The organism is Actinomadura vinacea, from assembly GCF_039532545.1.
In the GTDB taxonomy this organism is placed as follows: domain Bacteria; phylum Actinomycetota; class Actinomycetes; order Streptosporangiales; family Streptosporangiaceae; genus Spirillospora; species Spirillospora vinacea.
The window spans coordinates 51,984-78,256 of sequence record NZ_BAAARW010000003.1; the positions used below are offsets into that span (position 1 = coordinate 51,984).

The following is a 26,273-nucleotide window of genomic DNA, read 5'->3' on the forward strand; positions in this document are numbered from 1 at the left end:
TTGCCCAGGCAGCCGGTGTCCTGCTCGGTCACGTCGATGTAGCCGCGAGGGTGCGGGCGGTACGAGTGTCGCAGGTCCAGCGGACGGACCGACCTCGTCGCGCCGGCTCCGCGCGCCCGTGACCGCCTCGCCAGGTAGCCGGTGTACGACCAGGGGGCCGTGGTGGGTTCGCGGGTGAGCGCGTACCGGATCGGCTCGTCCCGGGTCGCGGTGCCGGAACCGCTGGTCGGCCCATTCCCTGCTGAAGGTGAGAGCGGGCCCGACCCCTGCCGGATCACAATCGGAGCGCGGCTCCATGAGTGAACCCGGCATCATGAGAAACTCCCGGGTGGCAGCTGAACGCTGCCCACCCGGGAGTTCATTGGATCGGAATCCGCCCGTTGGGCGGCCCCGGGTCCGTGCGGAGGCCTCTCCGCCGCCGGCGTGGCAGACCATGTGACCGCGCACTCCACGCGATCAACGACGTGAATTCATTCCACGTCGTCCAGCGAGATCATGCGCCTGTCTTGCTGAGGTCGGCCCGGCACGTGCGTCTGGCCCGCCCGGATGTCGTGCCCTGAGAGATCGTTACGCTTTCTCCCAGTTCTTGATCGCCAGGTTGACCAGTTTGCGGCCTTCCTTGCTCAGGTCGATGAGGCCGGCCACCGAGAGGAAGGGCAGCCACATCGGGTCGATGAACGTGCCTTTCCGGCCCAGTCGACGCGTCCTTCCCGATGTTTCGTGGAGGGACTCCAGCGTCCGGTACCCGAGAGACCGCACCTTCTTGGGAGCGAGCAGGTAGGCGGTCTCGAAGGCCTTGCCTTCGAGAACCGGCTCCCCTTGGACCCGGGCCCGGTACAGGTGCCAGTGGTGTCCACGCTCCCTGAAGCTGTACGGGCGCCCGCAGGTGTTCCGCGTCACGAGCATCCTTTCGTTCAGCTTCTCCAGACTGCGGGCCCTGAAGCCCATCTCCTCCCGGAGTTCAGCCCTGGCAGCATTGACGGATTCCTTGAACCTGTCGAAATGCCCGGCGGGGCAGTAGAGCCCGCCTGTCTTGGGGCTGACGCCGAGCCACAGGTTCTCATTCTCGTCGACCGGCAGGATTGTGACGCACAACCCGTCACACCTCTGCCGACTGATGGTGGCGTTGCTCATTCCGACCAACTCCTGTCTTGGCTTCGTTTTGCGTCTGCTGTGCGGCCATGGACCGCAGCAACTACCGTCCGGAGCGGATGAGCTACGGCAACCTGGGAGTAGAGCGGCAGAAAGATCTGAGGCGACCCCACCAGCCGTACGCCAGAATTTCCATTCTGTTCACGAACTCGTAATGAGTCGGATCTGCACACCGCCATGTTTGTGATCCCTGCGCCGACTTCGTGGGATCTGCGGTCCCGGGGCTTTGCACGGTCTGGAGCGGCTGCGATCAGCCGCCCGGTCGCCCATGGGTTTCCTCGGCTTCAACGGTGGTTGCAAGTGGCTGCCGTCGCCGGACGGTCTCGCGTGGCACCTGAGACGCAGGTGCCACGCGACGCCATGGGCGTCGTCCGGCAACAGAGAGGAAAACCATGACCGCGGAACTGAATCTCTCCCCCGAGAGGGACAGTGCACGACTGGCAGCGATTCAGGCCGAGTTCGCGGAGGGCTTCAAGCTGCTCCACGGGCTCCCGAAGGCGTTCACCGTCTTCGGTAGTGCCCGGACCCCGGAGGGGTCCCCGCACTACAAGGCCGGCGTCGAGGTCGGTCGGCTCGGGCACGAGGCGGGCTACGCCGTGATCACCGGCGGCGGGCCCGGAGCAATGGAGGCGGCCAACCGGGGCTGCCGCCTCGCCGGCGGGAAGTCGGTGGGGCTGGGCATCACGCTGGAGTGGGAGCAGAAGATCAATCAGTACGTCAACATCGAGATGACGTTCCGGTACTTCTTCGCCCGCAAGATGATGCTCGTCAAGCACAGCCAGGGCTTCGTGGTCCTGCCGGGAGGCCTGGGGACGCTCGACGAGCTGTTCGAGGTCGCCACCCTCGTCCAGTGCATGAAGACCGGCGCGTGGCCGATCGTGCTGGTCGGCGGCGAGTACTGGGACGGCCTGAAGGACTGGCTCAAGAACACCGTTCTGGAGGCGGGCTACATCGACCTCAAGGACCTCAACATGCTCCAGGTCGTCGACGACGCCGAAGCGGCGGTCGACGCGATCGCCAACGGCGGTCGCCGCATCCTGAGCGGCGTGTAGAAGGGCCCCACCCGATGGTCGGGGCCTGAGCGACAAGACTCCCGGCCGGGCTGCATTCAGCAGCCTGGCCGGGAGTTCTCCGTTGAGCAGAGCCGGTGCCGGAGCGCGAGCATGGCTGACCCTGTGCCCACGGCTCACCGCCGGTGGTGGTGCTGCCGACGCCAGGCCATTGGTATGACCACCGTGTTGCGAGCCCTGGTTGGGGCGATGGCCTTGGAGGTATGGCTACCGCGAATGTACGGCTAATAGTGAGTTGGCCGTGTGGCGGGTAGCCGCTGGCGGCGCACCGATGCTTGTGGTACCCCCTACCGGACCCCAGACACACGGCTGCACCACCAACCCCCACCGCCCCGGCCGCTGCGCCCTATCGATCACCAACCGATTCGACATCCCCTGACGGTGCAGCGTCCATTGACGATGGGTATGTCGACCACCCGCTCGCGCGGCGCGAACGCAGCCATGCCAGGGCGTGCGTCGACGCGCTCTAGCCGCCCCGTAGCCAAATTGTCGGCGGCGGCTGAAGAATGACCCCCTGGGGAGACGGGCGGGTTCAACGCGCCCGCCCTCAGGGGGGCACGATTGAGGCGCCGTTGACAGCCAAATCACCGCCCGCGGCATCTGGCCAGTATCTGCAGCAGAGGCCGAGGGCGCCGCCCCTTGATCCGACCCGGTAGGACGGCCCACCCACGCCGAGTCGCGGCCAGGCGCGGCCCAGGGGGTCCTTGCGGTCCCGGATCAACGTTGCCTCCGCGTCCCCTGACCGCGGCGGCCCGGCCGGGACGCACGGCGGGAGCCCGGCGACCCCGAACGCCCGGTTGGCGCCGACGTCGGGACCGTTCGCCGGTCGCCTCCATGACCCACGCGAGGAATCTGCCCTCAGGCGCGGGTGGTGGAGGCGCGCTCGTTGAGCTTCACCGGGATCTGGATCGCCCGCTCCGCGGTCTCGCCGTTCTCGATGAGCCCCATGAGGGCGACGGCCGCTCGGCGGCCCACCTCGCGCGGATGCACGAACATGCCGGTGACCTGGGGGGAGGTCAGCTGGAGCGAGCCGCTGTCGACAGCGCTGCAGATGCCGAGGGACTCCGGCACCCGCAGCCCGCGTGCCTGCGCCTCGTGCAGGACGCCGAGCGCGAGGTTCTCCGAAGTCGTGAAGATCGCGTCCGGCGGTTCCGGCCGGTCGAGCAGGACGCCGAGCGCGTGCGCCGAGCCCTCGATGGTGGGCGGCTCGTCCAGCTCGACGACCAGGGGTTCGATGCCTCGCTCCTTTGCCCAGCCTGTGTACCCGGCGACGAGGTCGTGGGTGTAGGAGCGGGAGGTGTCCGTGGTGATCACCGCGGGCCGCCGGTAGCCGTTGCGCTCCAGATGCGCCAGCATCAGCCCGGCCGCGGCCTCCAGGTCGTTGTCGACGGTGACGGGCACGTCGCGGCGCACGCTGATCGGCCGGCCCGTCGTCACCAGGGGGTGGTCGCGCGCCCATCCGGTGGCGAAGAACGGCTCGTCGCCGCGGGGGTCGACGACGATCGCGCCGTCCACCGCGAACGCGTTGAGGCTGTCGAGATCGGCGTCGGGCGGCGTCAGAAGGAGCGCGTAGGACCCTTCCAACGCCGCCTCGGCGGCGCCGTTCAGCACTTCGAGGAAGTAGTCGGAGTTCGGGACGAGGGCCGCTCCCGTGGTCGCCTCGACGGAGTTGGCGATCTGGATCGCCAGGATGCGGCTGCGCCGGGTCACCAGCTGCTGGGCGTGGATGTTGGCCTGGTAGCCGAGGCCGGCCGCCGCCTGGGCCACCCGCTTGCGGGTGCTCTCGGAGATCCTCCCCTGCCCGCTCAGGACGTGGGACACGGTCGTGATCGAGACTCCGGCCGCCGCGGCCACATCATGGATCGTGGGTGACACCGACACGGTCCAACCCTACTTGACCAAGCTGGTCTCCGGCCTGGTCGGTGCGGCCGCCTCAGCCGGGCGGGCCGAGCACCTCCGGCGGGTCGGGCACGAACCGGACCGCGAGCGGATACAGCACGGCGGCGGTGACCCCGGCGGCCAGGAAGCCCAGATCGGCGTCCCCGGCCAGGGCCGCGCCGGGGCCGACATACCAGGCGTTGCTCGCGAACAGCAGCCCCGTGCACGCCGCAACACCCCACACCGCCATGCCGCACGGGTTGAAGCCGTGCCAGAACCAGTAGATCCCGCCGCGCTCGCCCCGGTTGAACACCTGCAGCGCGTCCGGGTCGTAGTAGCCGCGTCGGCGGCGGTGCCCGATCGCGACCATGACGATCCACGGGATTGAGAAACAGGCGAGCAACTGCAGGAACACGCTGACCGTGTCGGCGACGGCGGAGCTGAATTGGCCCACGTAGACCAGCACCGTGGCCAGCGCGCACGCGACGAGCGTCGCCCGGACGCGGTCGAGCCTCGGGATGATCGCGGACGTGTCCAAACCCGTCCCGTAGGTGTTGATGACGGCCTGGGCGGTCCCCGACGCCAGGCCGAGGTAGATGAGCGCGGGCACGAACCAGATCGGCGTGCCGTCCACCAGGCCGAGGACGTACGGGGTGTCGGCGTCCGCGTGCCCGGAGCCGAACATCGCCGCTGCCGTGAACGTGCCCCACATGAACGGGCCGCCCATGCCGAACAGCCCGCCGAGCAGCAGCGCCCGCATGACGGACCCGTCCGTGTGGAGCTTCCGCGAGATGTGGCGCGTCCAGTCCCCGGCGTAGGCGCCGTAGGACGCCACCGTGGAGGCGCAGATCAGCGCCGACACCAGCCACGTGGACACCGCGGACCCGAACGCGTAGCTGCCCGTGCCCTGGTAGGACGGGTCGAAGTCCGGGGCGTAGACGGCGATCCCGACCAGCAGGCACAGCCCCGCAGTGGGGATCATGAACCGCTGCGCCGCGACCATGTTGGCGTGCCCGAGCACCGAGACCAGCGTGACGACGACGCTGAGCACCGCGTACGCGACCAGCCGGGGCACCGTGGCGTCCTCGATGTCGAAGAACGCGGCGAGCGCGCCCGCGAGGGCGTCGCCGCCCGTCCAGATGCTCAGCGCCGCGAACGCCAGCGACGCCGTCGCCTCCAGGAGCGAGCCGATGATCCGCCCCGCCACGCCGAAGAACGCGCCGCTGGAGACGGGGTTGTTCGTGCCGGTCCGCGGGCCCATCAGCCCCATCGGCGCCAGCAGCGCCGCGCCCGCGGCCGATCCGGCGACCACCGCGGTCGCCGCCTGCCAGAACCCGAGCCCGAAGCTGATCGGGAACCAGCCGATGATGATCACGCTGAAGGTGAGGCTGCCGCCGAAAAGGATCATGAACAGGTTCCGCGGCGCGGACTTGCGGGCGCTCTCCGGGATGTGCTCGATCCCGCAGCGCTCGATCCTGCCCAGCCTGTCCTCGAAGGCCGCCGGCCGGGGAGGCTCGGCCACATCAGAGACCATCGCCCAGGTTCCTTTCTCCGTGCACCAGCCATTGGAATACGCGCAGGTGACGCCGCTCAAGGCGCAGTTCGGTCTCGGGGTGCCACTGGACCCCGAGCACGTCCGGCCCCTCGACCGCCTCGATCACCCCGTCGGGGGCCCACGCGGTGGGCCGCAGCGACTCGCCGGGGTCGGCGATCGCCTGATGATGATGGGAGTTGACGGTGTCCAGACCGGCCAGCACACGGTCGGCGAGGCTGCCCGGCTCCGTCTTGACCGCGTGCCGCAGGGCCGCGTAACCGCTGTCGTGCAGGACGCCGAGATGCGGGGCGTAGCCGCCCGCGGGCAGGTCCTGGATCAGCCGGCCGCCCGTCGCGACGGCCATCAGCTGGGCGCCCCGGCAGACCCCGAGGACGCGCATCCCCCTCGTCCGCGCGAGGCCGAACGCTCGCAGCTCCGCCTCGTCCCGGTCGAGGTCGACCTCGGTGAGCGTCGTGGCGGCCGTGGCGCCGTAGCGCTCCGGCTGGACGTCCCCGCCGCCCGCGAGCAGCAGCGCGTCCGCGCCGGCGAGCGCACCGGCCAGCCGCCCGTCGAGGACGGACGCGGGGACCAGCACCGGCGTGCCCCCGGCGGCGAGCACGCCGTCGGCGTAGCCGTGGTGCAGCCGCAGGTGCTCGCGCGCCCGGCCGACGATGATCGCGACGACGGTCATAGGTTCAGCAGGTAGGCCGCGCGCTCGTGGTCGGTCACCTCGAGATGCGCCCGCTCCCACTCGGCGACCTTCATCTCCGCGTAGTCGCGGACGAAGCGCTCGTGGAAGACCTCGCCGGTCAGCGGGTCGTTCTCGAACGCCTCGACCGCCTCCAGCAGGGTGCGCGGCAGCCGCTCCACGTCCGCGAGATAGGTCAGGTCGTCCCTCGCGCGTCCGGGGTCCATGCCCTGCCGGATGCCGTCCAGCCCCGCGGCCAGCATGTACGCGGCGGTGAGATAGGTGTTGGCGGAGCTGTCGACGGCCCGGTTCTCGATCGCCGGGCGGTTGGCCGGTAGCCGGATCATGCACGAGCGGTTGTTGTACCCGTAGCTGATCTTCGTCGGCGCCCAGGAGATCTCGCCGTCGGCAAGGCGCTCCACGAGCCGGCGGTAGGAGTTCGTCGTGGGGTTCGCCAGGGCGGACAGCGCCGGCGCGTGGTGCAGGACGCCCGCCACGAACTGGTACGCCTCCTTCGACCAGTTCTCGCGGCCTTGCGCCGCGCGGAAGAGGTTCCTGCCCGCCATGTCCTCCAGGCTCATGTTGAAGTGCGCGCCCGACCCCCACAGCTCCGCGCGCGGCTTCGGCATGAACGTGGCGAGCAGCCCCGACTCCTTGGCGGCCTGACGCACCGCGAGCCGGAACAGCGTCACCTTGTCGGCCGCCTCGATCACCGGCGCGTGTGCGAAGTCGAACTCGTACTGCCCCTCGCCGCCCTCGGCGTCGAAGCTGAACACCCCGAACCCGAGCTCGTCCAGGTAGGAGCACACGCGGTCGAGGAACGGCAGCGAGTCCAGCGTCGCCTCGACGTCGTAGGCGGGCGACGGCTCGATCTCCTCACTGAGCGTCATCGGGACGAGGCGCCCCGCTTCGAGAGACTCCGGCCGGAACGCGTAGAACTCAGGCTCGACGCCGAGCTGGCACACGTACCCCGTCTCCGCGGCGGCCTCGACCTGCCGGCGCAGGATCGAGCGGGGACACAGCGCGTACGGCTCGCGCCCGCCCCACGACATGTCGGCGACCATCCACGCGACCCGCCGGTCCCAGGGCAGCACCTGCAGGGTCGCCGGATCGGGGATCCCCGCGATCTCCTCCTCGACCGGGTCCATGCGCCCGATGCCGCCCATGCCGCGCGGCGTGTAGCGCTCCGAGCCCGCCAGCAGGTTGGGCAGGTGGTCGATCGGGACGGTCTTGGACTTCGGGCGGCCGAGGACGTCGATCCACGCGGCCACCGCGTACTTGACGCCCTGCGCGGCGAGGTCGCGGGCGAGGTCGCCGTGTTCCGCGGCGATGCGGTGAACAGTGTCCATGCGGGTTCTCCTTCAGGGGGCGGGGATGGTGGAGAGGGCGTCCCAGGCGTCGGCGAACGGCCGCAGCGGCGCGCGGAACGAGCCCGCGCCGATCTGGCCGCCGCCCTTGCCCGCGAGGCCGACGTCGAGCGCGGGGGTGATGCCGGTGGTGGCGACGCGGGCGACGTCGATCCCGGCCGGCGTGCCGCGGTAGCCGAGGAAGGGGATGCGGAAGGACGGGTGCTCGCCCGCCGTGATCTCGTACATCTCGAGGTTGCGGCGCACCATGGCCTCGGGCTCCCCCTGGTATGCCTGCAGGGGGAACGCCGCCGCCTGGGCGAACGCGCCGAGGCCGCACACCTCGGTGATCAGGCTCTCGCCGCCGATGGCCTCGATCTCGGCGCGGCCGCGGCCCGGCAGGAACCCGGCCGTCTCATACTCCGGCAGGGGCCCACGGAACCAGCGCGGGCCGAGTCCTGCGACGCGGATGCCGAACTCCTTGCAGGAGAACGCCATCGCGGTCACGATCGACGCGCCGTCCGCGGCGTACATCCGGTCCGCCATGGACTTCGCGGCGGCCATCGACGGCCGGAGGAAGAAGTAGTCGTCGCTGGTCAGGTAGGACGCGAGCGTCCGCGCCCGCGGGCCGTCGAGTTCCAGCAGCGCGGGCAGCAGGGCCCGCAGGAACAGGCCGGAGGCGGCCGTGTTGCGGCTGTGCAGCTCGTCGCCCTGGCGCAGCGCCCGTTCCATGATCGGACGCAGCCGGATGCCGCCCTCGACCGAGCGCACGGCCTCCCCGAGCAGGGGGCCGATGACGCCGGCGAGGTGCTCCAGGTTCCGCTGGACGCCGTCGTCGTAGACGCCGTAGTTGAGCCGGCCGGGCCCCGCCCCTTCGAAGAGCGTGCAGAAACCCCGGCCGCCCGACCCGGCGTCCTCGACGACGAGGACCGGCATCGACGCCGTCGTGATCCCCGCGACCGAGCCGACGCACCCGAAGTCGTGGCATCCCGCGACGCGGACGTCACCGCGGTCGAGGAGGCGCTCGGCGTCCCCGGCCGTGGGCGCGAGCTCCTCGTACCGGACGCCGCCGATGATCCCCGCGCGCTGGCCCCCGGTGTACTCCCGCCACGGCAGCGGCGGGCCCGAGGTGAGCACCGTGTCCTTGGTCATTCCGGGCAGGACGTCGATCGCCGGGCGGACGTCGACGAGGACGGGATCGGACGCGAACAGCAACTCCAGCGCGTGCTCGTTGCGCTCCTTGAGATCCGTCATGGCCACTACCTTTCGCCTTGAAAAAACGTTTTTGCAAGCACGCGCGTGGGCCCGCTTCCGCGGCGGGACGGAGCGGCGCCCGCTAGTAGAGCTCGTCGTCCTCGTGCTCCGGGGCGCCCCAGACGCGGTTGGAGCGGGGCGTGTCCAGCCGGTAGTCGGTGACCCGCACGTCGAAGAGCCGGCGCCCGAGGTCCTCGGCCCGCTCCAGCGGACGGGACGGATCGGACCCGACCTCGCCGCGGCTGTTCCCGACGCCCACGACGATGCCGACGAGCTCCTGGTGCAGGTAGCGGGTGAGCTCCTGGAACTGCGCCTCCAGGCCGAGGGTCGCGCCGCGGTAGCTCTCCTCGCAGGAGATCAGCGCGGCGACCCGCTTGCCCGGCAGCGCGGCGGAGACGGTCTCGCCGACCGGGGAGCTGCCCGCGGTGTAGCAGAAGAGGCGGTCGAAGAAGGTCTTGAGGCGCCCGTTCATCCCGTACCAGTACAGGGGGGTGGCGATGATCAGCCCGTCCGCCGGAAGGACGCGGTCCATGAGCAGCCGCTCGTACCCGTCACCGATCCCGCAGGCGCCGTCGCTCAGCCGACAGCGCCGGCAATCGTCCAGCATCCCCCCGACGTGGTCGGCGAGGTAGACCGACTCGACCTCGTGACCGGCCTCCCGCGCCCCCTTGGCTGCGGCCTCGGCCATGGTCCACGAGTTGCCGTCGCGGCGCGGGCTGGAGCTGATGGCCAGGACCTTCATGTGCGACCTCTCTTTGCAAAAGCGTTTTTGCATATCGCGCCCCAGTGTGCGAGGACGACGCGACAGCTGTCAAGAGGGTCGTCACCAGGCCGTCCACGACCGCATCGCGCGGGAACCGGCTGGTCGGGCGCCGATCAGTGCTCGACAAGGCCTCGCGGACCGCGCGTCCGGCGGCGTAGCTAGCGCCGCGGCCTCGCCCGGCGAAGGCGCGGCTCTGCGCCATCTCCGGCAGGGATGGTGGGCCATGTTCGTGGGCGATACGTGCGTGATCCGGGTCTACCGGCACGGCGAGGTCGAGCGGGTCGGTGGCGAACCTGAGCCCGGGGGCGGGTACGAGGGCGTCGATCCTCGCGACCTGGAGGGCGCGGTGATTCCCGAACTGCTCTTGGTGCCGTGGGCGGTTCGCGCAGCCGCCTCGTACCGGCGGGCGGGCAAGGACTCGTTCGAATGGTTGTAGGTGAACAGGGCCGCACCGCGCGCATCTTGGCGGGTACAGCGCGTACGAGGCTGTGCAGCGGTCACTGGCCGGGGTGCGCGAGGAGATCGACCGTGCCGAACGCGAGGAGGCGGAGGCCGCCGGCCGTCTGGAGGCGGCGCGGATCGAGCACGCCGAGCAGACGGCGGTCCGCGAGGAGCTCGGTTCCGACCCGCGGCTGAAGAATTTCGCCGACGCGCAGCGCTATGCCGAGCAGGCCGAGCAAGCCGCGGCGCATGCCGGGCGGGCCGCCGAGCGTGCCGAAAAGGCCCGGACGGAACGCCTGGCGCGGCGGGACAAGGCCGCTGAGGCGGCCGAGCGCAGCGCCGCCGACATCGTTGAGGCGCACGTGCCGGCCGCGGACGCCGCCGGCCGTGCCGGCATCGGTGACCGGCATGCCGCGATCCCTCGACCCGTCCGCCGAGGCCACCCTGGTCGCGGCCGGGCGCGAGATCGCGCGGCTGGCCGACGGCCGTGCCGAGGGACAGGCGAAGCCGGCACGGGGTGACAGGTGCCTCATGATGATGTGCCACCTTGTGGCACCGCGTGGCGCGGCCAGGTATCGTGATGGTATGAGCGTGCAGCCTGAGATCACTCAACGTGACCTGCGTAACAGGTCCAAAGAGATCATGGACGCGGTCCAGGGAGGCCAGGCGTTCACGGTCACGCGTGACGGACACCAGATCGGCGAACTGATTCCGTTGCGGCGACGCAGGCGGTTCGTGCCCCGCGGCGAGTTCGCGGCGATGTCCCGCAGCGCCCCCGGCATCTCCCTGGATGCCTTCCGGGCCGACCAGGATGCCACAGCCGACCAGGAACCGGACGACCCTTATGGTCGGTGAGTACGCGCAGGGGCTGCTCGACACGAACATCATGATCCTGCGCAAGTGGGTGGACCCTGAAGAGCTCCCCGTAGAGATGGCGATCAGTGCCATCACCTTGGCGGAACTGTCCGCAGGGCCGCACGAGGTGCGCAGGAATGAAGAGCAGGACGACTACGACGAGTACGCCGAGCGCGCCCGGCGGCTGGACGTGCTCCAGCGTGCGGAGAACGAGTTCGACCCCATCCCGTTCGACGCGGAAGCAGCCCGCGCCTACGGCAGGGTCTGTGCGGCCGTGATCAGCGCCGGGCGCAAGCCCCGACGCCGAGTGGCCGACCTGATGATCGCCGCCATCGCCATCGCCGAGGACCTGCCGCTGTTCACCACCAATCCCGACGACTTCAAAGGATTGGACGACCTCCTCACTGTCGTCCCCGTAACACGTCCGAAGACGCCAGGGGACCGGTAAGGCGCTCTACCGACAGATGAGCCGGCCGGTTTGCTGGCGGAGCGGCCGGAGGCGATGGCCGAACCGGAGCCGTTGACGCTCGGTGAGCTCGCGGAGCGGTTGTCCGGGCCGCGTGAGGTGATGATGGCGTTCGCAGCGTGCGATCTGCCCTCGACGCAGCTCGCCGAGGGGCAGTCGTCCATCGGCCAGTGAGCACTGCGGCCACGGGTTACTTTGGCGCCGACGCCTTCCAGCCCGCGCCCCGGGTCGACGCAGGACAGGAAGGCCGGCTCCAGGGCGAGCACGTGCACCGTGGTGGACCGGCGACAACGTCTCCCCATGGAAGAAAGTCCACGGCCGGAATCGAGGGTCCTGGACGGTCGGGGACTCGGTGCCCCGATTGCCCGCGCAGGTCCATTCTGTCGCCGCTCCGCGCACAAGGCCCCTGTGGAGCGCTTGACATGCTTCGCGCGTTTCCGACCACCGCGACGAAACCGCGCAGACCGGGGCGTACCCCCTACCGGATTCGAACCGGCGCTACCGCCTTGAAAGGGCGGCGTCCTAGGCCGCTAGACGAAGGGGGCCCCAGTGGCAGGTGGGCTGCCACTTGACCGGACCAGCATAGGGGACAACCTGGCTGGACGCATAAACGGTTTAGTCGCCTTCTGGTGGACGGGACGGGGTTGAGCTGGTTGCGGGGGGCGATTCGGTCGGCCACTGGGATGGGGGCAGGGACGGGAACGTGGGCGAGTTGGTGGGGGCTGGGCTGGTCGGGGTGCCTATGGTGCGGTCCGGGGCGGGTTCCAGGTGGCGTTCGATCTGGGCCGAGGAGAGGCCCAGGCCGCCTAGGCGGAGGTCGTCCCAGCCTTGGAGGCGGTGGGTGGCGCGGCTGAAGTAGAGGACGGAGAGCTCGATGGGGGTGGGCTGTTCGTGTTCGAGGCCGCGGAGGCCGGCTCCGCCGGTGGAGCCTTGGACGAAGAGGCGGGTTCCGCTGGGGAGCAGGCGGGTCGCGCGCTTGTGGCCGTGGCCCGACAGGACGATCGGCGTGGTCCCTGAGAAGCCCTCGCCTTCGTTGGGGTCGTGGGTGACGACGAGGTCGGGGGTCTGGCCGGAGGTGCGGACCTTCTGGGCCAGTTGGGCGCCCCGGGCGCGTAGCTGGTCGGCGCCGAGGTTGTCGTCGCGGGTGGTCTTGTCGGGGGTGAAGCGGGGGTCGCCCACGCCGTAGATGCGCAGGCCCGAGACCTCCTGGAGCTTGTCGTCCAGGACGACGGCGTTCTTCTGCCGGTCGACCGCCCGTTGGATGCTCTGGGAGTCGTGGTTGCCGCGTACGAAGACGTAGGGGACCTTCAGGGACTCGATGTCGTCGGCGAACTTCTCCTCCGGCTTGCTGCCGTGGTCGGTGAGGTCGCCGCTGTCGACGATGAGGTTCACCTGGAACTGGGTGCTGACGGAGCGGATGACGGACCAGGCGGCCGGGTTGAGGTGGATGTCGGAGACGTGCAGGACGCGGAGGGTCGACGGGTCCGGCTCGTAGGTGGGGAGGCTGGAGGTGGCCGCGTACAGCTTGGAGACGTTGCCGACCAGGCGGGCCAGTTGGGCGCGGTAGGCGGAGAAGCGTTCGACGATGCTGCGGGCGTCGCCGACCACCTGGGGGGCGTTGGCGAGCAGGCCGCTGTAGCGGGGCTCCGCGACGGCCTGGGGGTTGAACGTGAGCCAGGCGAGGAGGGTCAGGACGAGCATTCCGGCGACGCTGGCGCCGAGGCTGACCAGTGCGCGGCGCCAGGAGCGGAAGAGGACCAGGCCCGCGAGGAAGGAGAGCGTCAGGGCCAGCGCGGTGGCGCGTAGGAAGAGGACGATCACGCCGTGCCGGAGCTGGTCGCTGATCTGGTCCGTGAGGCCGTTCAGGCCGTTGGGGCTCTCGATGAGTTCACGGGCCGGTTCCGGCCGCAGTTCCGTGATGCGGGCCTCCAGGGCGATCGGGCCCCAGTGGGTGTCCAGATTGAGCGCGCCGAGCGGGGGGACCTGGATCGTGGTGCCTCCGCCCCAGCGGGGGCGTAGGAGGAGTGAGACGTCGGTGGGGCCGACGGGTGTTTCGATGCGGCCGCCCAGGAGGAGTCCTATGAGTCCGCCGGTCAGGCCGGCGATTACCACCGCGAAGACGCCTCCCCAGCGACGCACTCTGGGGTTGGAAAGCGCGGTCCGGACGAGGGCGAGCGCGGTCCGGAGGTGCGCGACGAACACTTTGTCTCCTTCCGTCTTGCACAATGATGACGTGATCCAGATGTCGCGTGAGGTGTTCGAGGAGTTGGTCGGGGAGGCCCTCGACACTGTCCCGCACGAGTTGACCGCGCACATGCGCAACGTCGTCATCGTCGTCGAGGACGACGCTCCCGAGCCCGGCCTGCTCGGCCTGTATCAAGGCGTACCCCTGACGGAGCGGGGCGACTGGTACGGCGGGGTCCTGCCCGATCACATCTCGATCTACCGCAACGAGATCCTTGAGATCTGCGAGACGGAGCGGGACGTGGTCGACGAGGTGCGGATCACGGTCGTGCACGAGATCGCCCATCACTTCGGTATCGACGATAAGCGGTTGCACGAGCTGGGCTACTGAGCCGTACCCGCAACGAATTGGGCACTGTAGGTCACATGACTGCCACGCAGCGTGAGTTAATAGAGGGGGCGCCCAAGGCGGGCGGCCCCGACGGGGAGCGCGCGTGGCGGAGAGGCAGACCGGTCGGCATCGGCGGCCGCCGGAGGCGCAGGCCACCTACCGCGAGGTCTTCGCGGTAAGTGAGTTCCGCGCGCTCTGGCTGGCCCAGGCCCTGTCGTTCGTGGGTGACCAGCTGGCGCAGGTGGCGCTGGCCGTGCTGGTGTACGAACGCACCGAGTCGCCTCTGCTCACGGCCCTCACCTATGCGCTGACCTATATTCCGCCGATCGTGGGCGGGCCCGTACTGTCCGGCCTGGCCGACCTCTTCCCGCGCCGCCGGGTCATGGTGATATGCGACGTGGTGCGGGCGGCGCTGGTCGCGCTCATGGCGTTGCAGGCCATGCCGTTCTGGATGCTGTGCGCGCTGGTGTTCCTGACCGTGCTGCTGGGGGCGCCGTTCAGCGCGGCGCGGGCGGCGGTGCTGCCGGACGTGCTGCCGGGCGACCGGTACGTGGCGGGCTCGGCGATCAACAACATCACCCACCAGGCCACCCAGATGCTGGGCTTCCTGGCCGGTGGGGCGGTGGTGGCGGTGGTCGGCACCCGGGAGGCGCTGGCGCTCGACTCGGTCACCTTCGCGTTGTCGGCCGTGATCCTGGTGGCGGGACTGCGGCGGCGTCCCGCGCCCAAGCGGCGCGAGCGGGAGTCGCTGGGGTTGTGGAAGGGCACCTGGAACGGGGGCCGGCTGGTCTTCGGCGATCCGACCCTGCGTTCGCTGGTGTCGTTCGCCTGGCTGTGCGCGTTCTACGTGATCCCGGAGGGGCTGGCGGCGCCGTACGCGGCCACCTTCGACGGCGGCGCGGTGACGGTGGGGCTGCTGATGTCGGCGATGCCGACGGGCATGGTGATCGGCGCTTTCGTGTTCAGTCGGTGCGTGCGGCCCACCAACCGGATCCGGTCGATGGGCTGGATGTCGATCCTGGCCTGCGCCCCGCTGATCGGGGCGGCGGCGCATCCTCCGCTGTGGCTGGTGGTGGTGCTGTGGGCGCTGTCGGGGATGGGCAGCGCGTACCAGCTGGCCGCGAACGCCGCGTTCGTGGCGGCGGTGCCGGCGTCGGGGCGCGGGCAGGCGTTCGGTCTGGCGCAGTCGGGCATCCTGGCCGGTCAGGGCCTTGGGATCCTGGTGGCGGGGGCCGCGGCGCAGGTGCTGGGGCCGGAGACGGTGGTCGCTTTCGCGGGCGCGTTGGGGCTGTCGGTGGCGGCCGTCCTGACCCTCTCCTGGAACCAGGTGCGCGGCCAGGTGATCGCGTCCATGTACGAGCAGGCGGGCGGCGGCTCGGACTCGGGCCCGCGGTCGGGGTCGGGGCCGGGGGCAGGGGCGCCGGATACCGAACGGGTGCCGCCCAGGGGCGTGGAGGACGTCCCGGACTCCCCGGGAACGGAGGGCGCGCCGGTGGCCGAAGCGGTGGACGCCCGTCCGGAGAGGCCGCCGCGCGGGGTGTGGCGCTCCGCCCCCGCTCCCTGATCGGGAGCCGGGCGTGCTCCCAGGGAGCAGCCCGGCTCGCTCAGCGGGAATCGGCGGCGAGGGCACGGCCACGGGCTCAGACGTGGGTGCGGTCCTTGCTGGAGTCCTTGCTGACGGCGTTCTTGGACTTCTGCACGGCGTCCTGGACGACGGGGCTCTCGTTGGCCTTCTTGATGAGGTCCTCGCCGATCGAGGTCTCGTGGCCCTCCTCGGGGATCAGGATCCAGGCGATCGCGTACAGCGCGACGCCGGCGCCGCCGAAGATCGTGATGACGGCCATGGCCAGCCGCAGGATGTTGGGGTCCACGCCCAGGTAGCGGCCGGCGCCGGAGCAGACGCCCGCGACCATCCGTCCCTCCTGGGTGCGGCGCAGTTGCTTGCCGGTGGTGCTCTTCTCGATGTCCATGCTCTGATCCTGCCCATCTCCGTCTGGCTTTGACATCGGGATTCGCCCTGATTCGCCCCTGAGCCGACCCTGGCCCGGAGGGCGTTCGCCCTGGCCATACCCTGACGGCGTTGCCCAGAGCCCATGTCTCGTTCCCGCGTGGACGCAGATCGGGCGGCTCAGGGACGAGGGCAAGGTCACATCGCACCGCGTGTCGTGCGGGAAGCTCGCCAACGTCAGCCCCGGAACATGAACGACCTGGAGCCCGTCCTGGCCTGCGAGGGAACCCAGGAGGTCCAATTGCTCACGCTGGGTAGGGCCATTACGGGACTGGGCGCCTTCCGCTGACCGGCACTGCTTAAGGTTGTGTGGAACGGTGTATTTGACTGGACGTTCCGGCGTCGCCCTGGGCAGACTCGTTGGCCCAGGTCAGCGACCTGGACACTGGACGAGCAGCGGGACGACAGAAGGAGCGGCATGAGAATCGGGATCGTCGGCGCCACCGGGCAGGTGGGGGGCGTGATGCTCAGAATCCTGGCCGAACGCGGATTCCCGGTGGAGGAGGTGCGGCTGTTCGCGTCGGCCCGGTCCGCCGGGCGCAAGCTGGCGTGGCAGGACACCGAGGTGACGGTGGAGGACGCGGCCACCGCCGACTACGCCGGCCTGGACATCGTGCTGTTCTCCGCGGGGAAGGGCAGTTCCAAGGAGCTGGCCCCCAAGGTCGCCGCCGCGGGCGCCGTCGTGATCGACAACTCTTCCGGCTGGCGGATGGACCCCGAGGTGCCGCTGGTCGTCGCCGAGGTCAATCCGCACGCGGTCCGGCAGCGGCCCAAGGGGATCATCGCCAACCCGAACTGCACCACCATGGCCGCGATGCCGGTGCTGCGGCCGCTGCACGCGGAGGCGGGGCTGGTCTCGCTGGTGGTGTCGACCTACCAGGCGGTCTCCGGCAGCGGGCTGGCGGGGGTGGCCGAGCTGCACGAGCAGACCCGCAAGGTCGTCGAGGGCGCCGACCGGCTGACCCACGGCGGCAAGGGGGTGGAGTTCCCCGACCCGCAGGTGTACGTGCGGCCGATCGCGTTCAACGTGCTGCCGATGGCCGGGGCGATCGTCGAGGACGGGCTGGCGGAGACCGATGAGGAGCAGAAGCTCCGCAACGAGAGCCGCAAGATCCTGGAGATCCCGGATCTGAAGGTGTCGGGCACCTGCGTGCGGGTGCCGGTGTTCACCGGGCACTCGCTGCAGATCAACGCCCGGTTCGAGCGGCCGATCGGGCCGGAGCGCGCCGCCGAGCTGCTGTCGGGCGCCGCGGGCGTGTCGCTCACGGACGTCCCCACGCCGCTCCAGGCGGCCGGGCAGGACCCGACGTACGTCGGCCGTATCCGCCGCGACGAGACGGTGGACAACGGGCTGGCGCTGTTCTGCGCGGGCGACAACCTGCGCAAGGGCGCCGCTCTCAACGCCGTCCAGATCGCCGAGCTGGTCGCCGCCGAGTGATCACTGCCCGCTGAACGAGGGGCGGTCAGCGGCGGCCCTTGACCTCCAGGGTGGACAGGAGGTCGGCGGTACTGCGGGCGATCTCGTCCACGGCGCGGTCGAACGCCTCGGCGTTGTGCGCGGCGGGGGCGCGGAAGCCGGAGATCTTCCGGACGTACTGGAGTGCGGCCGCCCTGACGTCGTCGTCGGTGACGGTCTCGGTGAACGGTGGTCTGAGGGTCTTGATGCTGCGGCACATGACCCCATTCTCGCCAACGGGTGTGACATTGCGATCCGGCCCCCGGTGCGCAGGCACCGGGGGCCGGATCTTCTTCTCGGCGGGGGGCGGTTCGGGGAGGGCGGGTCAGGCGCCGCCGGCCAGCGTCCAGACGGCGTGCGCAATGGAGTCGGAGTTGCGGTCCAGGGCCGTGTCGTTGATGTTGGAGCTCGAGTCGCAGGAGCCGTGGTAGCAGCGGTCGAAGGCGACTCCGGACTGGCCGCCCCACAGCTGTACCTGGGCGGCGGTCTTGCGGCCTTCGGCACCGGTGAACGTGCCTCCGGCCGGGATCCCGGCGCGGATGAACGGGCCGTAGTCGGAGCGGCCGTCGAAGTCGGTGCCGCGAGTGGGCACGCCGATCCCGCTGAAGTAGCCGTTGATCGTGCGTTCGATCTCGGCGGAGCCGGCCGGGCCGGGGCCGGAGCCGACGCCGTCGGAGTTGTCCCCGTCATAGACGAAGTAGCCGGGGTTCGGGGAGCCGATCATGTCGTAGTTCAGATAGCCCTTGATCTTCGTCCGTTCGGCGGCGGGCAGGCTCGCGACGTACCGGTTGGATCCGATCAGGCCCAGCTCCTCGGCGCCCCACCAGCCGAAGCGCAGGTGTTTGGCGGGCCGGTAGCCGCTGCGGGCGACGGCCAGGGCGGTCTCCAGGACGGCGGCCGAGCCGGAGCCGTTGTCGTTGATCCCGGCGCCCGCGCGGACGCCGTCGAGGTGGGCCCCGGTCATCAGCACCTGGTTCGCGTCGCCACCGGGCCAGTCGGCGATCAGGTTGTAGCCGGTGGCGCCGCTGGCGGTGAACGACTGGATGGTGGTCTGGTATCCGGCGGCGTCCAGCCTGGCCTTCACATAGTCGAGCGAGGCGCGGAAACCGGGCTGGCCGTGGGCGCGGTTGCCGCCGTTGGCGGTGGCGATCGACTGCAACTGGGCCAGGTGGGCCTTGACGTTGGCGATGGGGATGTCCGGGGCCGCCGCGACGGCCGGTGCGGGGGCGGCCGCGGCCGTGGTGGGCGCGGCCAGGGCGCCGGCCGCCAGAGCGGCGGCTCCGGCGAGGGCGAGCAGGCGGGATTTCATGCGGTCTCCTCCGCTAGGGGGCGGAACGCGGCGGGGGGCTGGCGGGTGCGGCCGTACGGGACGGGCCGAGATCCCGTCCCGCACGGCCGGGTTCGAAGGGTCAGCTCGTGCAGGTGGTGGGCTCGCCGCTGGCCGCCGGGACGCTGACGGCGGTCCACGCGTCCCGGGTCCTGGTGAAGTCGGTGCAGGTGGCCTTGCCGACCCGGACCAGGTTCAGCACGGCCTGGAGCGAGGCGCGGCGGGCGGTGCCGTGGGTCCAGGTGCTGGTCTTCAGGTTCAGGGTCTCCATGAAGATCCGGCCGGCCTTCTGCACGCCGACCCCGGTGACGGTCGATCCGTTGCAGGTCGGGCTGTTGGGCCGTCCGTTCGCCGCGTCGTTGGCGTTGGAGCCCTCGGCCAGCAGGTAGAACCAGTGGTTCTGGACGCCGGCCGCCGCGTGCACCTCCATGCCGGGCACGGACGAGGAGTAGCAGTTGGGGTTGTTGCTGATCGCCGACGGGTTGTACATGTTGCGGATGGCCCCGCGGCCTACGAGGTCGACCTCCTCGCCCACCAGGTAGTCGGGCGGGTCGTAGTTGAGCAGCGCGGTCGTCCCGGAGATCTGCTCGGTGACGCGCGGCTCCTTGAGGTACCACTCGGTGAGGGCGCCGAAGATGTCGCCGGTGGACTCGTTCAGCCCGCCCTTCTCGTTGGAGCCGCCCGAGCCGCCGGGGGTGTTCTGGAAGATCCCGTGGCCCAGTTCGTGTGCGACGACGTCGGTCGGGGTGGCCTGGCGGGTGTTGGCGCTGTTGCGGCCGAAGTTGGCGTAGCTGCCGTTCCAGAACGCGTTGGCCTGGTTGAGGCCGACGCGCATGGGCCAGCCGCCCCCGCTGCCGTTGAGGCCGTTGCGCTCCAGCCAGGTCTTCGACATGTCGAACTCGGCGGCGGCGGCGCGCATCGCGTCCGCGCAGGCGGTCTCCATGTTGGTGCCGCCGGCGTTGCCCCAGACGTCGTCGGCGCCCGAGAAGACGGTGCCGCTCTGGTTGGCGCAGCTGATCCCGGGCCGGTTCGGGTCGCGCATGCTGCGGGTGCTGCCGGACGCGGTGGTGTCGATGTGCGAAGGCCGCTGGCTGCCTCCGTGGTAGTAGGTCAGGTCGTCGTCGGCGTCCTGGACCTCGTCCCACTGCTGGACGACGGTGCCGTCGTTGGCGTCGACGAGGACGTGCAGGCGGCTGGGCCGCGCGTTCGCGCCGGCGCTGGAGCCGTCCACGACGGTCTCGTACACGAGCCGGCCGCCCGCTTCGGCGAGGACGGTCAGGACCGGTGCGGAGACGCGCGACGGTTTGGCCAGCCGTCCGCGCGAGACCGTGGCCGCCTTGGCCGCGGCCAGCTTCGGTGTCGTGGAGACCGACAGCGGGGCGGTCTGGACGACCGAGGTGCTCAGGACGTTCCCGGCGGCGTCGGTGGCCACGACGAAGTCGCCGCCGCGGACGGGGAGGCCGTCGTGCGTGCGGTCGTAGGCGACGTACTGCAGCCCGCCGGCTCCGGCCGTGACGCCGCGGCGGACGATCTTGTCCTTGGGCGAGACGTGCACGCGGGCGGCGCCGGAGGCGACCAGCCGGTCGGCCGAGGCGGCGGCGCGGGCGCGGTCGACCTTGTACGAGGGGGACGGGGCCGGGGGTGCGGCCGTCCCGGCCGCGGGCGAGGACATCGACACGGCGAGGCCGACGGAGATCGCCGCGGCCGCGAGCGCGGTCTGGTGTCGCACGGGGGGTGCTCCTTCCAAGGGCCGGGCGGCCGCGAGCGGTTCCGTGAAGGTCCTTGTGGGAGGGCTCCGCGGCCGTTCGGGTCCGCCTGGCGGCGAATGGGGAGTGGAACCCCGCTCGGGGCCGGCACGGGCGCGGCGGGTGGGGCCCGCCGCGTCCGCGATCCCCCGTGGCGGGGCACGGGACGCTTGGCGCGGGCTCCGGAACCCGGGCCGGACGACTGAACTGTCCAGAAGTGCACCCTGATGCGAGTGATGTGTCAATCAATCAATTCCATACTGGATTTTCAATATTTGCCGGGCGTGCTGTGAAAGGTCTGAAACCGCCCTCCGAGCAGGAGGAATGGGCGTAACGAAAACGACACCGGCCGCGTCCGGGCCTGTGACGGCCCGGTCGCGGCCGGTGCTCGATCCTGCTGGAACGTTCTGGAGCGGGGCCGGGGTCAGGCGGGCGCGATGCGCTCGCAGAGCCAGGCCAGGGAGAGCGGGTAGCGGTAGTCGATGCCGCCGTGGGCGGCGTCGAAGAGCTCGAAGTGGATCACGGTCTCGTCCACCCCGTTGTCGAGCAGCGCCTGCCGGAACGCCTGGGCGCCGACGTCGAGGTACCACTCGTCGCGGGTGCCGCCGTCGATCCAGACGGCCCGCTGGGAGCGCAGCGCCTCGGCGTACCGCGGCACCATCCGCACCGGGTCGAGGTCGAGCCAGCGCTGCCAGACCTCCGGCTTCAGCACCCCGGTGACGGTGTCGAACGGCAGCTCGGGCGTGCCGTCGTCGCGGGCGGAGTAGGCCGCGGTGTAGCCGATGAATTCCAGCAGATTGGCGTCTTCGGGCTTGGTGAACGAGACCCGGGAGTTGAAGTCGTCCCACCAGCGGCCGATGTCGCCGTCATAGGCGCGCAGGTGCCGCACCGCGGCGGGGAAGTCGCCCAGGTAGCAGTACTCGAAGAGCGCGTCGCCCGCGTGGGTGGCCAGCGCGCCGAAAAGGTCGGGCCGCAGCATCGGCGTGATCATCGCGCCGTACCCGCCGGACGACTTCCCCGTGATGGCGCGGTGCGCGGGCGTGGGCAGCGTCCGGTATTGCGCGTCGACCCACGGGACGACCTCGTCGCACAGGTAGGTGTGGTAGCGGCCGGTGCCGGGGGAGTCGAGGAACTGGCTGCCGCCGTAGGAGGTCCAGGCGTCGACGTACACGACGATCGCGGGCGGGGCCTCGCCGCGGGCGAACACCGCGTCGGCCGTCTCCGGGAAGGGCTGCCGGAACGGCATGCGGTTGCGCCACATCGTGATGTGCCCGGTGAACCCCTGGATCACGTACACCGCGGGGTAGCGGCGGTCGGGGTCGTCGTCGTAGCCCGGTGGCAGGTACACCCACACTGGGCGCTCGTGCGGGTCGTTCAGGGGGTTGCCGCGCAGCACCTCGCTGCTGACGACCCGCTCTTCGAGGCGGCCGGCGAACTCGGCGGACCAGGGCAGCATGCGCTCTCCTTCGGCATCGGAGACCCTCGCCGTCATCGGCGATCTTCGTCGACGCTAACCCATGGCATGGACGGTTCACCTTTCCGCGCGTTCCGTCCGATGTCCGCCGCGGCTACTGTCGATTTCGGCGGGTATTCACCGTCGCGAACGGGCTGGTCAGGTCGGTCCATTCGACGTTAAGTCAGAGTTGATCGCGGTCTGCTAGCCTCCGCCCATTGGCGCCGTGGCCGGATCGGTCATCGGCGCCTGCCCGAAAATACCGATTCCCATCGGAGGAGCGCGCACATGAGCCGAGAGACGACCGTCGCCTACGTCGACAAGATCCTCAGCGCCTACCTCGAGACCGACAGCCTGGTCAAGGACGATGACGGCGACGTTCCGGTGCGCCGGGGCAGCGCCCTGTACTACGTCCGCGTGGGCAACCGCGAGCCCTACCGCGTCGAGGTCGTGTCCTCGGTGCTGAGCGGGGTCGAGGAGAGCTACGAGCTGCTGCGCGAGCTCAACGAGATCAACGCCGGCATCTACGGCATCCAGGCCTACTTCCGCAAGGGCCGGGTGATCTTCAGCGCCGACATGCTGGCCGACTCCCTGCAGCCCGAGGAGCTGGAGCGGGCGTGCGCGCTGATCAGCGGCGCGGCCGACAGGTACGACGACGAGCTGCAGGCCAAGTTCGGCGGCAAGAAGACGTTCGAGGAGAACGCCTGACACCGGCGCGCCCGCTGAACGCGCCGTGACCTGACCGGTGCCGGGACGGTACGCAGCCGTGCGGCTCGGCTCCCCGCCCGGCCGGCAGGTCACGGCCCGGGGCGGTCCCGGACCGTCCCTCCCCCGCGCCTGTCACGAACCGCCTCGCTTTGAGGTCTTCTCCAGTGACAGTGCCGTCGCCCCATGAGGGGCCGACAGGGGGAGAGACCGTGACCGACCGCAATGCCAAGGCCGCCCGGCTGCGCGAGCTGCACCGGCCCGGCGAGCCGCTGCTCCTGCCGAACGTGTGGGACGCCGCCAGCGCCAAGATCGTCGAGGAGGCGGGCCACCCCGCCATCGCCACCGCCAGCGCGGCCATCGCCGCCATGCTCGGCCTCCCGGACCACGAGGGCGCCCCGGCCGAGGAGATGTTCGCCGCCGCCGCCCGGGTGATCCGCGCGGTCGAGGTGCCGGTGACCGTCGACGCCGAGGCGGGCTACGGGCTGCCCGCCGCCGAACTGGTGGACCGGCTGGCCGCGATCGGCGCGGTCGGCTGCAACCTGGAGGACACCGACCACCGGACCGATGAGCTGGTCGAGGTCTCCGCGCAGGCCGACCGCATCGCCGCCGTCCGGGACGCCGCCACGGCCGCGGGCGTCGACCTGGTCGTCAACGCCCGCGCGGACGTGTTCGTCGCCAAGGTTCCCGACCCCGTCGCGGAGGCCGTCGAGCGCGGCCGCCGCTACCTGGAGGCGGGCGCCGACTGCATCTACCCGATCATGGTCTCGGCCGACGAGGACATTGCCGCACTCGTCAAGGGCATCCCCGGGCCGATCAACACCAACGCCTTCCCCGGCGTCGACATCGCCCGGCTGGCCGAGCTCGGCGTCGCCCGCGTCTCGTTCGGTCCGATGCCGTACCTGATGGCGCTGGAGACGCTGAAGGGCATGGCGAACCGCCTCCTGGCGGGCGAGGACCCCTACGACGTCTAGGGCTGTCTCGACGTGGCCTTGAGTATCGCGCGAGCGCGCTACCTGGCCGGTGGGGCGAAGCCGGAGGCGAGCTTCACCGGGCAGATCGCGAAGCGATGTCGCGCTCGCCCAAGCACGGTCAGGGTGCGAGCCGCCAGGCGAGTGCCCTGGGCCGGGATTGCATAGATACAGCTCAGTTGACCGGTGTCGGTGGCTCGCGTCCGGCGAGCACGGCCGCGGCGTTGGCCACCGACAGCCCGCACATCCGCTCCCGGGTCGTCACGCCCGCGCTGCCCAGGTGCGGGGTCAGCACGGTGTTGTCCAGTTCCACCAGCCGCGGATCCACCTCCGGCTCGCCCTCGAAGACGTCCAGCCCGGCCGCCGCGATCGTGCCCGAGCGCAGCGCCTCCACCAGCGCGTCCTCGTCCACGATGCCGCCGCGAGCGGTGTTGACGAGGATCGCCGAGGGTTTCATGCGGCGCAGCGCGGCGGCGTCGATCAGGTGCCGGGTGGCCTCCGTCAGCGGGCAGTGCAGGCTGACGACGTCGCTGCGCTCCAGCAGCTCCGGCAGCTCCGCGAACTCCACGTCGTCGTCCGGCGCGGGTGTACGGGTCGGAGTGGCGAGGACCGCCATGTCGAACGCCCGGGCGCGCCGGGCCACCGCGCGGCCGATCCGGCCGTAGCCGACGATCCCGAGGGTCGTGCCCGCGCTGAGGTCGAGGCCGAGCATCATGCGCGGCCCCCACACCCACGGGGTGCGCTCGCGCAGCAGGCGGTCGCCGTCGAGCACCCGCCGCGCCGCCGCCAGGATCAGCGCCATCGTGAGATCGGCGGTCGCCCCGTCCAGCACCCCGGGGGTGTTGGTGACCCGGACACCGCGTTCGGTGGCGGCGGGCACGTCGATGTTGTCGTAGCCGACCGCGGTGTTGGCCACCACCTTGAGCCCGGGGCCCGCGGCGTCGAGGAACTCGGCGTCGACGCGTTCGGTGAGGGTGCACACGACGGCGGCGGCCCCGGCCGCGTCGCGCAGCAGTGCGGTCCGGTCCGGCGGCGCCTCGGAGCCCGCGACCACGGGATGGCCGAGTTCCCGTACCCGCCGCATCGCCGCGTCCGTCAGCAGGCGGGGAACGTACACATGCGGTTTCACTTTGTGATCCGGCTCCAGACCTCGGTGAAGGTGTTCCAGCGTGAACGCGCGAGCGGCGCCCGGTCCGGGCGCGGGACCAGCCGGACGGAGGGCGGCGGCGCGGGCGGCACGCCGTCGACGGTCCGTGCCGCGATCGCCGCGGCGCCCATCGCGGGCAGGCACGATTCGTTGATCAGATCCACCTCGCGGCCGAACAGGTCGGCGACCATTCTGGCGTACGCCGCTTCCGCGCCGAACGAGCCCGCCAGGAAGAGCCGCCCGCCGCCCGCACTGCCCGGACCGCCCGCGCCGTCCGGCTCGGTCATCGACAGCATCAGCCGCGCCGCGAACGCCACCCCCTCGACGCAGCCCCACGCGGCCGAGCACGGGTCGGTGTCCGGCAGGTGCCCGACCAGGGCGGTGCGCGGACGATCGAACCAGAACGGCGCCCGCTCGGGGGTCGTGTGCGGCACGAAGACGGGCGCCGCGGCGGCCTGCCGCGGCGTCGCCGCACCGGCCAGGTCGATCATCTTCTCCACCGCGTCCCCGTGCCCGAGCAGCCGGGCCGCGGCGGCCAGCGCGATGCCCCCGTTGGTCGCCGCGTGCCACAGCCACCGGCCGGGGCGCACGTCCGCGCGCTGGAGCGCCCGCGGCGCCGGATCGGGGACGGCGGTAGAGCGCGTGATCACATGGGTGGTGCCGACCGTGTAGAGCGGCCCCCGGCCCTCGTCCAGGCCGATGAGGTAGGCCGCCGCGGCCGTGTCGGCGGCGCCCACCACCACCGGGATGCCCGCGCGCAGGCCCAGCGCCTCGGCCGGTCCGGGCAGCAGCGGCCCCAGCTCCGACAGGGACGGGCGGATCGGCGGCAGGGCCGCGCGGGGGACGCCGGTGCCGTCGAGCATCGCGTCCAGCCAGTCCCCCTCGCGGTCGGTGGTGCCGAACAGCCCGCTGTAGGACGCCTGGGTGGGGTCCAGCGCGTCGCGTCCGGTCAGCAGCCGGCCGAGCCAGGTGCCCACGAAGCCCAGCGTGCTCGCCCGCCTCGCCGAGTCCGGCTCGTGCTCGGCGAAGAACCGCCAGGCCAGGCCCATGGACGTGGACGGGTGGGCGACGTTGCCGACGCGCTCGGCCAGGCCGTTCGCACGCACCTCGTTGTACCGTTCCATAAGCGCGGGCAGCGCGTCGTGGTCCCAGCACAGGCCCGGCGCCGTCGCCGTCCCGTCACGATCCATCAGGACCGCGACCGGGCAGTGCACGGCCAGGCCGACCGCGGTCGCGCGCGCGGCCGCTCCGCCCAGGTCGAGGCACGCCTCCCGGACGCTGTCCGCCCACGACCCGGTGTCGACGCGGCCGCCCGCCGGGGTCTTGCGGTGCGTGGCCCGGCCCCTGGCCAGGACGCGTCCCGCCGCGTCGGTCAGCACGGTCTTTGTCGCCGACGTCCCGAGGTCGATGCCCAGATAGATGCTCATCGTCGTGCCCGT

26 protein-coding genes and 1 tRNA gene are annotated in these 26,273 nt (G+C 71.1%); 10 read left to right on the plus strand and 17 right to left on the minus strand.

Going from position 1 to position 26,273, the window contains the following annotated elements:
* Positions 1 to 567: 567 nt before the first annotated feature.
* Entirely contained in the window at positions 568 to 1,134 is a 567-nt protein-coding gene (locus ABD340_RS04720) for an NUDIX hydrolase (protein ID WP_344587198.1), read from the minus strand.
* 410 nt (positions 1,135 to 1,544) lie between these two features.
* On the opposite strand from ABD340_RS04720, the gene ABD340_RS04725 reads away from it, so the two are divergent.
* A complete protein-coding gene (locus tag ABD340_RS04725; RefSeq protein WP_344587199.1) occupies positions 1,545 to 2,204 on the plus strand; it encodes an LOG family protein in 660 nt (219 codons plus the stop codon).
* 876 nt (positions 2,205 to 3,080) lie between these two features.
* Here the strand turns inward: ABD340_RS04725 and ABD340_RS04730 are convergent.
* The 6 genes from ABD340_RS04730 to ABD340_RS04755 form a co-directional block, all read right to left on the minus strand.
* Positions 3,081 to 4,103, minus strand: a complete 1,023-nt coding sequence (locus tag ABD340_RS04730) for a LacI family DNA-binding transcriptional regulator (protein WP_344587200.1) — start codon at positions 4,101 to 4,103, stop codon at positions 3,081 to 3,083.
* A 52-nt stretch (positions 4,104 to 4,155) separates the two neighbouring features.
* The gene (locus ABD340_RS04735; protein WP_344587201.1) at positions 4,156 to 5,634 is read right to left on the minus strand and encodes a purine-cytosine permease family protein; all 1,479 of its coding nucleotides are present in this window, start codon (positions 5,632 to 5,634) and stop codon (positions 4,156 to 4,158) included.
* A complete protein-coding gene (locus tag ABD340_RS04740; RefSeq protein WP_344587202.1) occupies positions 5,624 to 6,325 on the minus strand; it encodes a gamma-glutamyl-gamma-aminobutyrate hydrolase family protein in 702 nt (233 codons plus the stop codon). Before ABD340_RS04740 ends, ABD340_RS04735 begins: the two co-directional genes overlap by 11 nt.
* The gene (locus ABD340_RS04745; protein ID WP_344587203.1) at positions 6,322 to 7,671 is read right to left on the minus strand and encodes a glutamine synthetase family protein; all 1,350 of its coding nucleotides are present in this window, start codon (positions 7,669 to 7,671) and stop codon (positions 6,322 to 6,324) included. The genes ABD340_RS04740 and ABD340_RS04745 overlap by 4 nt, the downstream gene beginning before the upstream one ends.
* A 12-nt stretch (positions 7,672 to 7,683) precedes the next feature.
* Positions 7,684 to 8,922, minus strand: coding sequence for a YlbE family protein (locus tag ABD340_RS04750; RefSeq protein WP_344587204.1), 1,239 nt, complete (start codon positions 8,920 to 8,922; stop codon positions 7,684 to 7,686).
* Positions 8,923 to 9,004: 82 nt separating this feature from the next.
* Positions 9,005 to 9,664, minus strand: a complete 660-nt coding sequence (locus ABD340_RS04755) for a flavodoxin family protein (protein WP_344587206.1) — start codon at positions 9,662 to 9,664, stop codon at positions 9,005 to 9,007.
* Between the two features lie 244 nt (positions 9,665 to 9,908).
* Here ABD340_RS04755 and ABD340_RS04760 point away from each other — a divergent pair, with 244 nt between their 5' ends.
* Positions 9,909 to 10,121 carry a hypothetical protein gene (locus ABD340_RS04760; RefSeq protein ID WP_344587208.1) on the plus strand — a complete coding sequence of 71 codons (213 nt, stop codon included), beginning with the start codon at positions 9,909 to 9,911 and terminating at the stop codon, positions 10,119 to 10,121.
* A gap of 61 nt (positions 10,122 to 10,182) precedes the next feature.
* On the opposite strand, the gene ABD340_RS04765 is transcribed toward ABD340_RS04760, so the two are convergent.
* Positions 10,183 to 10,536, minus strand: a complete 354-nt coding sequence (locus ABD340_RS04765) for a hypothetical protein (RefSeq protein WP_344587209.1) — start codon at positions 10,534 to 10,536, stop codon at positions 10,183 to 10,185.
* On the opposite strand from ABD340_RS04765, the gene ABD340_RS04770 reads away from it, so the two are divergent.
* The 3 genes from ABD340_RS04770 to ABD340_RS04780 are packed head-to-tail and all read left to right on the plus strand — an operon-like array spanning position 10,535 to position 11,621.
* Positions 10,535 to 10,981 (plus strand): type II toxin-antitoxin system Phd/YefM family antitoxin, encoded by a 447-nt coding sequence (locus tag ABD340_RS04770; protein ID WP_344587210.1) that lies wholly within the window; start codon positions 10,535 to 10,537, stop codon positions 10,979 to 10,981. The two genes, ABD340_RS04765 and ABD340_RS04770, sit on opposite strands and share 2 nt — an antisense overlap.
* Complete coding sequence (locus ABD340_RS04775; protein WP_344587211.1) at positions 10,971 to 11,429, plus strand: type II toxin-antitoxin system VapC family toxin; 459 nt, start codon at positions 10,971 to 10,973, stop codon at positions 11,427 to 11,429. Before ABD340_RS04770 ends, ABD340_RS04775 begins: the two co-directional genes overlap by 11 nt.
* Before the next feature lie 30 nt (positions 11,430 to 11,459).
* Entirely contained in the window at positions 11,460 to 11,621 is a 162-nt protein-coding gene (locus ABD340_RS04780) for a hypothetical protein (RefSeq protein WP_344587212.1), read from the plus strand.
* Positions 11,622 to 11,919: 298 nt separating this feature from the next.
* Here the strand turns inward: ABD340_RS04780 and ABD340_RS04785 are convergent.
* Positions 11,920 to 11,992: transfer RNA gene (locus tag ABD340_RS04785), tRNA-Glu, on the minus strand.
* Positions 11,993 to 12,062: 70 nt separating this feature from the next.
* The gene (locus tag ABD340_RS04790) at positions 12,063 to 13,649 is read right to left on the minus strand and encodes a metallophosphoesterase family protein (RefSeq protein ID WP_344587214.1); all 1,587 of its coding nucleotides are present in this window, start codon (positions 13,647 to 13,649) and stop codon (positions 12,063 to 12,065) included.
* A gap of 40 nt (positions 13,650 to 13,689) precedes the next feature.
* On the opposite strand from ABD340_RS04790, the gene ABD340_RS04795 reads away from it, so the two are divergent.
* Both ABD340_RS04795 and ABD340_RS04800 read left to right on the plus strand, forming a co-directional pair.
* Positions 13,690 to 14,022: a metallopeptidase family protein gene (locus tag ABD340_RS04795; RefSeq protein ID WP_425547317.1), complete on the plus strand. Its 333-nt coding sequence runs from the start codon at positions 13,690 to 13,692 to the stop codon at positions 14,020 to 14,022.
* 103 nt (positions 14,023 to 14,125) lie between these two features.
* A complete protein-coding gene (locus ABD340_RS04800) occupies positions 14,126 to 15,586 on the plus strand; it encodes an MFS transporter (protein WP_344587216.1) in 1,461 nt (486 codons plus the stop codon).
* Positions 15,587 to 15,662: 76 nt separating this feature from the next.
* On the opposite strand, the gene ABD340_RS04805 is transcribed toward ABD340_RS04800, so the two are convergent.
* Entirely contained in the window at positions 15,663 to 15,992 is a 330-nt protein-coding gene (locus ABD340_RS04805) for a PspC domain-containing protein (RefSeq protein ID WP_344587217.1), read from the minus strand.
* Between the two features lie 456 nt (positions 15,993 to 16,448).
* On the opposite strand from ABD340_RS04805, the gene ABD340_RS04810 reads away from it, so the two are divergent.
* Entirely contained in the window at positions 16,449 to 17,468 is a 1,020-nt protein-coding gene (locus ABD340_RS04810; RefSeq protein ID WP_344587218.1) for an aspartate-semialdehyde dehydrogenase, read from the plus strand.
* 25 nt (positions 17,469 to 17,493) lie between these two features.
* Here ABD340_RS04810 and ABD340_RS04815 read toward each other — a convergent pair whose 3' ends face one another.
* The 4 genes from ABD340_RS04815 to ABD340_RS04830 form a co-directional block, all read right to left on the minus strand.
* Positions 17,494 to 17,706, minus strand: a complete 213-nt coding sequence (locus ABD340_RS04815) for a DUF2277 domain-containing protein (RefSeq protein ID WP_344587219.1) — start codon at positions 17,704 to 17,706, stop codon at positions 17,494 to 17,496.
* A 105-nt stretch (positions 17,707 to 17,811) separates the two neighbouring features.
* Positions 17,812 to 18,795 carry a M28 family metallopeptidase gene (locus ABD340_RS04820; protein ID WP_344587220.1) on the minus strand — a complete coding sequence of 328 codons (984 nt, stop codon included), beginning with the start codon at positions 18,793 to 18,795 and terminating at the stop codon, positions 17,812 to 17,814.
* A gap of 100 nt (positions 18,796 to 18,895) precedes the next feature.
* Positions 18,896 to 20,542 (minus strand): M4 family metallopeptidase, encoded by a 1,647-nt coding sequence (locus ABD340_RS04825; RefSeq protein WP_344587221.1) that lies wholly within the window; start codon positions 20,540 to 20,542, stop codon positions 18,896 to 18,898.
* Positions 20,543 to 20,982: 440 nt separating this feature from the next.
* Positions 20,983 to 22,014, minus strand: coding sequence for an alpha/beta hydrolase (locus tag ABD340_RS04830; RefSeq protein WP_344587223.1), 1,032 nt, complete (start codon positions 22,012 to 22,014; stop codon positions 20,983 to 20,985).
* Between the two features lie 285 nt (positions 22,015 to 22,299).
* Here ABD340_RS04830 and ABD340_RS04835 point away from each other — a divergent pair, with 285 nt between their 5' ends.
* Both ABD340_RS04835 and ABD340_RS04840 read left to right on the plus strand, forming a co-directional pair.
* A complete protein-coding gene (locus ABD340_RS04835) occupies positions 22,300 to 22,719 on the plus strand; it encodes a T3SS (YopN, CesT) and YbjN peptide-binding chaperone 1 (RefSeq protein ID WP_344587224.1) in 420 nt (139 codons plus the stop codon).
* 209 nt (positions 22,720 to 22,928) lie between these two features.
* A complete protein-coding gene (locus ABD340_RS04840) occupies positions 22,929 to 23,690 on the plus strand; it encodes an isocitrate lyase/PEP mutase family protein (protein WP_344587225.1) in 762 nt (253 codons plus the stop codon).
* Positions 23,691 to 23,862: 172 nt separating this feature from the next.
* On the opposite strand, the gene ABD340_RS04845 is transcribed toward ABD340_RS04840, so the two are convergent.
* Together ABD340_RS04845 and ABD340_RS04850 are read right to left on the minus strand one after the other, a co-directional pair.
* Positions 23,863 to 24,816 (minus strand): 2-hydroxyacid dehydrogenase, encoded by a 954-nt coding sequence (locus ABD340_RS04845; RefSeq protein ID WP_344587227.1) that lies wholly within the window; start codon positions 24,814 to 24,816, stop codon positions 23,863 to 23,865.
* The gene (locus ABD340_RS04850) at positions 24,813 to 26,261 is read right to left on the minus strand and encodes a xylulokinase (RefSeq protein WP_344587228.1); all 1,449 of its coding nucleotides are present in this window, start codon (positions 26,259 to 26,261) and stop codon (positions 24,813 to 24,815) included. Before ABD340_RS04850 ends, ABD340_RS04845 begins: the two co-directional genes overlap by 4 nt.
* Positions 26,262 to 26,273 lie beyond the last annotated feature (12 nt).